The sequence below is a fragment of the Kitasatospora sp. NPDC007106 genome, from assembly GCF_040634455.1.
GTDB lineage: Bacteria > Actinomycetota > Actinomycetes > Streptomycetales > Streptomycetaceae > Kitasatospora > Kitasatospora arboriphila.
The window spans coordinates 1-6419 of sequence record NZ_JBEYFP010000335.1 but is presented as its reverse complement, the minus strand read 5'-3'; the positions used below and the strand labels follow the sequence as shown (position 1 = coordinate 6419).

Sequence of the window (6419 nt, the reverse complement as noted above, 5' to 3'; positions counted from 1 at the left end):
GACTTGCTTTCTTCACTGCCTTGTCGGAACCGGCCTGACGGCCCGTCCGACGTTTCAAACCTTAGCCGATCCCCGCTCCGAAAAGCGAATCCGGCACTGGTCCGAACACAATCCCTAAAACGCGCACGCCGAATTCGCACCGGGACGCGACAAGACGCGACCCGGTGAGGATCTGGAAGTGGTGTTTCAAGGGATTGGCCGCTCCGGGACCGTCCGCGCAGATGCGTGTCCGGTGCTCCCTGCCGAGCGACTAGGGAACACTACGCCCATCGGCGGCCGCAGGCAAATCCGGCACGCGGACGAGTCGGCTGCAGGTGTCGCGGCCTGCCCTCACGTACTCCCCGTTCGGGTGATCGTTGGCGGCGATCCGCAGTGCCGCGGCCTGGTGGTCCTGGCCTCCGCCGGTGTGGCGGTCGATCAGGCGGCGGTGGCGGAGGTCGTCGTCCGCGTCGATGTACCAGAGCTCGCGGAACAGGGCCCGGGCCGTCGTCCACGGAGCCTCGGGCGCGGCGAGGTAGTTGCCCTCGGTCACCACGAGGCGGGTGTGCGGCCTGATGACGTGGCGGGCGGCGACCGGCTCGTCGAGGGCCCGGTCGAAGTCCGGCACGTAGATGTCGTGGAACCGCTCGTTGGTGACCCGCCGGAGCAGGGCCAGGTAGCCGGCGGAGTCGAAGGTCTCCGGGGCGCCCTTGCGGGCCCGCAGGCCGAGGCGGTCGAGCTGGACGTTGGCCAGGTGGAATCCGTCGAGCGGGAGGTGGGCAGCGGCCTCCGGGCCCTCCTGGCGGACGACCGCGTCGACCAGGTGGCGGGCGAGGGTCGACTTGCCGGCCGCCGGCGGGCCGGCGAGGCCGAGGATCACGCGTCCGCTACCGCTCCCGGGTCCGTGTAGCAGTCCGAGCGCCCGCGCGACCAGGTCGTCCGGCGTCGCGACCTCGGCCACCCCGGCCGCCTCGGCGGCACCCGCCGCACCACCGGTCTTCGCGGAACGGCGTCCCGCCGCCGCCCGGCCGTTCTCCGACGTGTGGCCGCCGTGTACGTCAACGTGCATGGGTCGCACCCTACTCAGCCGGGACGCCGGAAGCACCGCACCGCGGGACCGGCGTCCACAGGACGGCGACCGCTGGGCGACCCGCCCGGGCCGTGGGCGCAGCGCGCTCAGGCAGCGGCCTCCCCGACCGCCGCGGCACCGAACACCGGCTCGTCGAGGGTCAGGGTGCCGGCGTCCGCGTCCAGGACCGCGTGGACGCCCAGCGGGACGGTGAGGCTGCTGGGGCCGTGCCCGAAGCCGAGCTCCCATATCACCGGGACGCCCAGCGGCGCCAGCCGGTCGAGCATGACCTCGCGGACGGGCCCGGGCGGTCCGCAGCCCTCCCAGGAGCCGAGGGCGATGCCGGCGACTCCGTCCATCGCGCCGGAGCGGAGCAGCTGGGTGAGGGTGCGGTCGAGGCGGTAGGGCAGCTCGTTGACGTCCTCCAGCAGCAGGATGGTGCCGGCGAAGGAACGGCGGGCTGTCGGGGTGCCGCGGTCGGTGGCGAGGAGTGCGGCGCAGCCCCCGGCGGTGGTGCCGGCGGCCCGGCCGGGGACGAGCGGCTCGGCGGTGGCCGCGGTGAGGACGCGGGTGGTCTCGGGCTCGAAGAGGGTGCGCCGGAGGTGGTCGGCGGTGGCGGGGTCGTCCAGGAAGGTGGCCGCCGTACCCATCGGGCCGTAGAGGGTGGGGAGGCCGAGTCGGAGGTCGACGGTCTCGTGCAGCACGGTGATGTCGCTGAAGCCGACCAGGATCTTGGGCGGTGCGGCGCGCAGGGCGTCCCAGTCGACGAGGTCGACCATCCGTTGGACGCCGTAGCCGCCGCGGGCGCAGACGACGGCCGCGATGCCGGGGTCGAGCCAGGCCCGTTGGAAGTCGGCGGCGCGGTCGGCGTCGGTGCCGGCGAGGTACCCGTGGACGGGGTGGCGGTCGAGGAGGTGGTCGCCGGGGACGACCTGCAGGCCCCAGGAGCGGAGCAGGGCGGTTCCTGCGGCGAGGCGCTGCGGGTCGATCGGGCCGCTGGGGGCGACCAGGGCGACACGGTCGCCTGCCGTCAGCCGTCGTGGACGCCGCCGCGGACCCGGAACCGGCAGACCGGTAGCGGGCAGGCCCGGTACCGGAAGACCCGGTGCCCGCGGGAGTGGTGCGGGGGCCGGTGTCGGCCCGGGGGCGGGGTCGTGGCCGTCCGCGGCGCCGCCGGTCGTCAGCTGATCCATCGACAGTTCCTCCCCCGTGGTCGCAGGTTCGTCTGCTCACGGTATTCCCCGGTGCGGGGGTGGAACGATCCACCCCCGCACCGGGAATGCTGCCGCTTCACACGGTGCCCATCACCTCGCGGACCTCGGCGAGGGTGGTCGCGGCCACGGCGTTCGCGCGCTCGTTGCCGACGCGCAGCACCTCGCGGAGGAACCCGCGGTCGGCGGCGAGTTCGGCCCGGCGTGCCCGGTGCGGGCGGAAGTACTCGTTGACGGCCTCGGTGACCAGCTTCTTCAGCTGGGCGGCGCCGCTGTCGCCGACCTCCTCGGCGACGGCCTCGGGGGTGCGGTCCAGGCAGAGGGCGGCGAGCTGGAGGAGGCCGGCGACGCCGGGGCGGTGCTCGGGGTCGTAGGTGATGCGGCGGTCGGCGTCGGTGGTCGCGGCGCGGAGGAGGCGGGCGGTCTCGTCCTCGCTGGCGCCGAGCGGGACGGCGTTGCCCCGGCTCTTGCTCATCTTGCCGCCGTCGGTGCCGAGCAGCAGCGGGGCGGCGGAGAGCAGGGCGTCGGGTTCCGGGAAGACGGGTGCGCCGTAGCGCTCGTTGAAGCGGCGGGCGACGGTGCGGGTGGTCTCCAGGTGCGGGAGCTGGTCCTGGCCGACGGGGACGAGGTCGGCCTTGCAGAAGAGGATGTCCGCGGCCTGGTGGACGGGGTAGGTGAACATCAGGCCGCTGACGGTGGCGCGGCCGGAGTGTGCGATCTCGTCCTTGACGGTGGGGTTGCGGCCGAGTTCGGCGACGCTGACCAGGCTGAGGAAGGGCACCAGCAGCTGGTTGAGCGCGGGGACGGCGCTGTGGGCGAAGACGGTGGCCCGGTCGGGGTCGACGCCGGCGGCGAGGTAGTCGAGGACGAGGTTCTCGGCGTGCTCGGCGAGGTTGTCGGCCAGGTCGCGGTCGGTGAGGACCTGGTAGTCGGCGACGACGAGGAAGAGGTCGACGCCGAGGCGCTGCAGTTCGACGCGGTTCTGCAGGGTGCCGAAGTAGTGGCCGAGGTGGAGCGGGCCGGTCGGCCGGTCCCCGGTGAGGATGCGGTGGCGCGCGGGGTTGCGGCGGATGCTGTCGACGGTGGTGATCACTGAGGTTCTCCTCGGGTGGCGGGCGGGCGGTGGCACCGTCCGCCGGGCGTTGCCGCCCCGAGGGTGAAAAGCATCAGGGCCGCCCGTACGGACGGCCCTGTGGTCATGCGTGAGGGGTGGCCGTCCTAGGACGGCCACCAGTTCAGGCACGGCTGACGCTTCATGGGACCAGGGTACGCGCACGTCCGGCCGTTCTCCGCACCGGTTTTCGGCCCGCCGCCCGCTGCGGGGGCTCCTGGACGGCGGCCGGGCCCGTCCGCCACCGACACATGGTGGACCACCCTGGCTCCCAAGGGCCTTGTGCGGCAGGATCGTTCGTGCCGCAGACCGAAGGGCCCGCACCCATGACCCCGCTCGACCCGCCAGCCGCCGACCGTTCCTCCCCCGGTCCCGTACCTCGGGACGGGGCCCGCGGCCCCCACGATCCCCTCGGCCCCGCGGCGCCCTCGACAGAAGCTCCGACGGCACCGGCACCCACGGTGGCAGGTCCGGAGGGCGGGGCCGAGCCCGTCGACCCCACCGCGGTGCGGCTGCTGGCGGGGCTGGCGGCCCGGCTGCGCGGGGCGTACGAACGGGGCACCCATCCCGCCGATCTGGCGGCGGCCTGCCACAAGTCGGAGGCGGAGGTGCGCCAACTGCTGGCCGCTGCCGGGGCGGACCTCGATGCGGCCAGGCCGGTGGGCGACGGCCCCGCGGCCGCGGCGGGCCCCACGGGCGGACCGGCCGACGGCGGCCGCCAGTTGCGCCGGGCGCGGCGGCCGGTTCCGTCGCGGCGGCTGCGTCGGCTGCACCCGCGACCGCAGGAACGGCAGGAGTCGTGGCATCCGGCCGGCGCGGGTGGCCAGGCCCAGGAGGGCGGTGGGCCCGGGGGCGGGCCACCGTTGGGGATATTGATCGGCGGATCGTCCTCGGCGCCGAGTGCGGGGGCGCGGCAGCCCGAGCGGGTCGAGGCGCGGTTGGTGCGGTTCGGCACCGGCACCTGCCTGGTGGTGCTGCCCGCCTGGCGGGAGGCGATCGCCGTGGCCGTGCCGACCGAGCGGCTGCTCGCCTCCACCGGGCTGACGGTCGAGCAGGTGGCGGGTGCGCGTCTCTCGGTGCTGATCAATCCGGAGGCCCTGCACGACCGCGACCTCGGGCTGCACGACTGGCGGGCGGACCAGCCGCACTGAACCGGCCCGCGTCGGCGGCGCGCGGTGGCCCGCCCGGTGACCCGTCGTCATCCGGTGCGCGGCGGGCTGGGGTCAGCCGGCCGTCCGCACCGGCTCATCGGGGCCGCTGTTCGGTGTGCCGTGCGGGACGTGGCCCAGGTGCACCGGCCCGGCGGTGGGGTCGGCATCGCGTCCCTGTGCACCGCGGACGGCGGCCAGCAGTGCCGGCAGCTGCGGCGGCCAGAGTGCGTCGGCCTCGGGCGAGGCCAGTTCCTCCGGACTCCACCAGCGCCATTCGAGGATGCCGTCGGCCCGGTGGACTCCGCTGACGTCGCCGAGCGGCCCGCGGCGCGGGCCGGTGGCCAGGTAGATGTGCTCGTGCTGGCGGACGGGGATGCCGTGCCAGGTGAAGTCGTGCTCCCAGGTGCACAGTAGGCGGGCGGGCTCGGTGTCCGTCCAGCCGGTCTCCTCGTGCAGTTCGCGCAGTGCGCCGACGGTCGGGGTCTCGCCCTCCTCCAGCCCGCCGCCCGGCGCCGTCCAGTGCACGCCGACCTCGGCGTTGTCGCTGCGGAGCAGGAAGACGGCGCCGTCCGGGGCGAGGACGACCGTGCGGGCCGCGGCCCGCGGTGTGCGGCCGCCCGCCGTGCCGTCAGGTCGTGCGGTCGGTCGGCCCGGTGGGCGGCCGAGGAGTCGGCCCAGCACTGGTCCCAGGAGTCGTTGCAGCTTCGGCATCGGATCACCGTGGCACGCACCGCCGGGGGTGTCGACCGGTATTCGGGGTGCTGGAGCCGGTCCCGGCCGACCGCGGTCCTGACCCCAACGGACCTTGGGTGCGGCCGGCGTGTGCGCAGTGGGGCGTGTGCGGGCGGGGTGCGGGGCGAGGTGCGGGGCGGGGGTGCGGACGGGCCGGTGCGCCGTACGCTGTGGGCCATGACCACCCCGGCCGTCCTGCTGCCCGCCGATCCGCTCGCGCCGCGCAGGCCCGACCCGCACTACGGGTGGGAGGCGCAGCTGGTGCGCGACCTCGGCGGCGCCTGTGTGCTGCTCGACCACGACGCGCTGCTCGCGGGTGACGCGGAGGCGGCGGTGCGGCGGGTGCCGGTGGGCGTCGGGCCGCTCTGGTACCGCGGCTGGATGGTGCCGGTGCCCGCGTACCAGGAGTTGGCGCAGGCGCTGGCGGCGCGCGGCGGGGTGCTGCTGACCACGCCGACCGGCTACGGGGACGCCCATGAGCTCCCCGGCTGGTACGGGGTGTTCGAGGGGGCGACGCCGGAGAGCCGCTGGCTGCCGGGGGCGGCCGTGCCGTCCCGGGAGGAGCTCGCCGCGCTGGCGGGGCGGTTGGGCGGCCGTGGGCCGGCGGTCGTCAAGGACTACGTGAAGTCGCGCAAGTACGAGTGGGAGGAGGCCTGCTTCGTCCCGGACCTCGCGGACACCGACCGGCTGTGCGCGGTGGTGTCGCGGTTCGTGGAGCTGCAGGACGGGGCTCCGACCGGCGGGATCGTGCTGCGCCGGTACGAGGAGTTCGTCCGGGACGCGCGGGGGCGGGCCGAGGAGTCCCGGGTCTGGTGGGTGGACGGCGAGCCGGTGCTGCGCGGTGCCCATCCGGATGCGCCGCCGGGGCCGGCCCCGCACGCGGACCTGTCGGTGGTGGGGCCGCTGGTGCACACGCTGGGCTGCCGGTTCGTGACCACCGATCTGGCGCGGCGGGCGGACGGGGCGGGCTGGCGGGTGGTGGAGGTCGGTGACGGCCAGGTGAGCGACCTGCCGCGGGGCGCGGACGCGGCCTCGCTGTACGCCGCGCTGCTCGCGGTCTGACCCTGCCGGTGGCGGGCACGCCCCGGCGGACCCCGGGTGGGGTCCGCCGGGGCGCGGCGGTCAGACCGCGAGCAGCGCCGTTGGGAATAGGACACCTCTGAAAA

The 6419-nt window shown here is 75.3% G+C and carries 6 protein-coding genes; 2 read left to right on the top strand and 4 right to left on the bottom strand.

The window, feature by feature from the left end; genetic code table 11:
- Positions 1–250: 250 nt before the first annotated feature.
- From ABZ641_RS22570 to trpS, 3 genes are all read right to left on the bottom strand, one after another.
- Positions 251–1048, bottom strand: coding sequence for a nucleoside/nucleotide kinase family protein (locus ABZ641_RS22570; protein WP_359984330.1), 798 nt, complete (start codon positions 1046–1048; stop codon positions 251–253).
- Between the two features lie 107 nt (positions 1049–1155).
- Entirely contained in the window at positions 1156–2241 is a 1086-nt protein-coding gene (locus ABZ641_RS22565) for an LD-carboxypeptidase (RefSeq protein ID WP_359984327.1), read from the bottom strand.
- Positions 2242–2338: 97 nt separating this feature from the next.
- Positions 2339–3352 (bottom strand): tryptophan--tRNA ligase, encoded by a 1014-nt coding sequence (trpS, locus tag ABZ641_RS22560; protein WP_344627787.1) that lies wholly within the window; start codon positions 3350–3352, stop codon positions 2339–2341.
- Between the two features lie 479 nt (positions 3353–3831).
- Between trpS and ABZ641_RS22555 the strand changes: the two genes are divergently transcribed.
- Entirely contained in the window at positions 3832–4521 is a 690-nt protein-coding gene (locus ABZ641_RS22555) for a hypothetical protein (protein WP_359984324.1), read from the top strand.
- A 72-nt stretch (positions 4522–4593) separates the two neighbouring features.
- Here ABZ641_RS22555 and ABZ641_RS22550 read toward each other — a convergent pair whose 3' ends face one another.
- Positions 4594–5232: an NUDIX domain-containing protein gene (locus ABZ641_RS22550; RefSeq protein WP_359984321.1), complete on the bottom strand. Its 639-nt coding sequence runs from the start codon at positions 5230–5232 to the stop codon at positions 4594–4596.
- Between the two features lie 198 nt (positions 5233–5430).
- Here ABZ641_RS22550 and ABZ641_RS22545 point away from each other — a divergent pair, with 198 nt between their 5' ends.
- Positions 5431–6315 (top strand): ATP-grasp domain-containing protein, encoded by an 885-nt coding sequence (locus ABZ641_RS22545; RefSeq protein ID WP_344627790.1) that lies wholly within the window; start codon positions 5431–5433, stop codon positions 6313–6315.
- Positions 6316–6419 lie beyond the last annotated feature (104 nt).

Bases quoted from the DNA above. Each gene is read 5' to 3' on its own strand.
- ABZ641_RS22550 (WP_359984321.1), bottom strand. From the start codon at position 5,232: ATGCCGAAGCTGCAACGACTCCTGGGACCAGTGCTGGGCCGACTCCTC.
- ABZ641_RS22545 (WP_344627790.1), top strand. From the start codon at position 5,431: ATGACCACCCCGGCCGTCCTGCTGCCCGCCGATCCGCTCGCGCCGCGC.
- ABZ641_RS22570 (WP_359984330.1), bottom strand. From the start codon at position 1,048: ATGCACGTTGACGTACACGGCGGCCACACGTCGGAGAACGGCCGGGCG.
- ABZ641_RS22565 (WP_359984327.1), bottom strand. From the start codon at position 2,241: ATGGATCAGCTGACGACCGGCGGCGCCGCGGACGGCCACGACCCCGCC.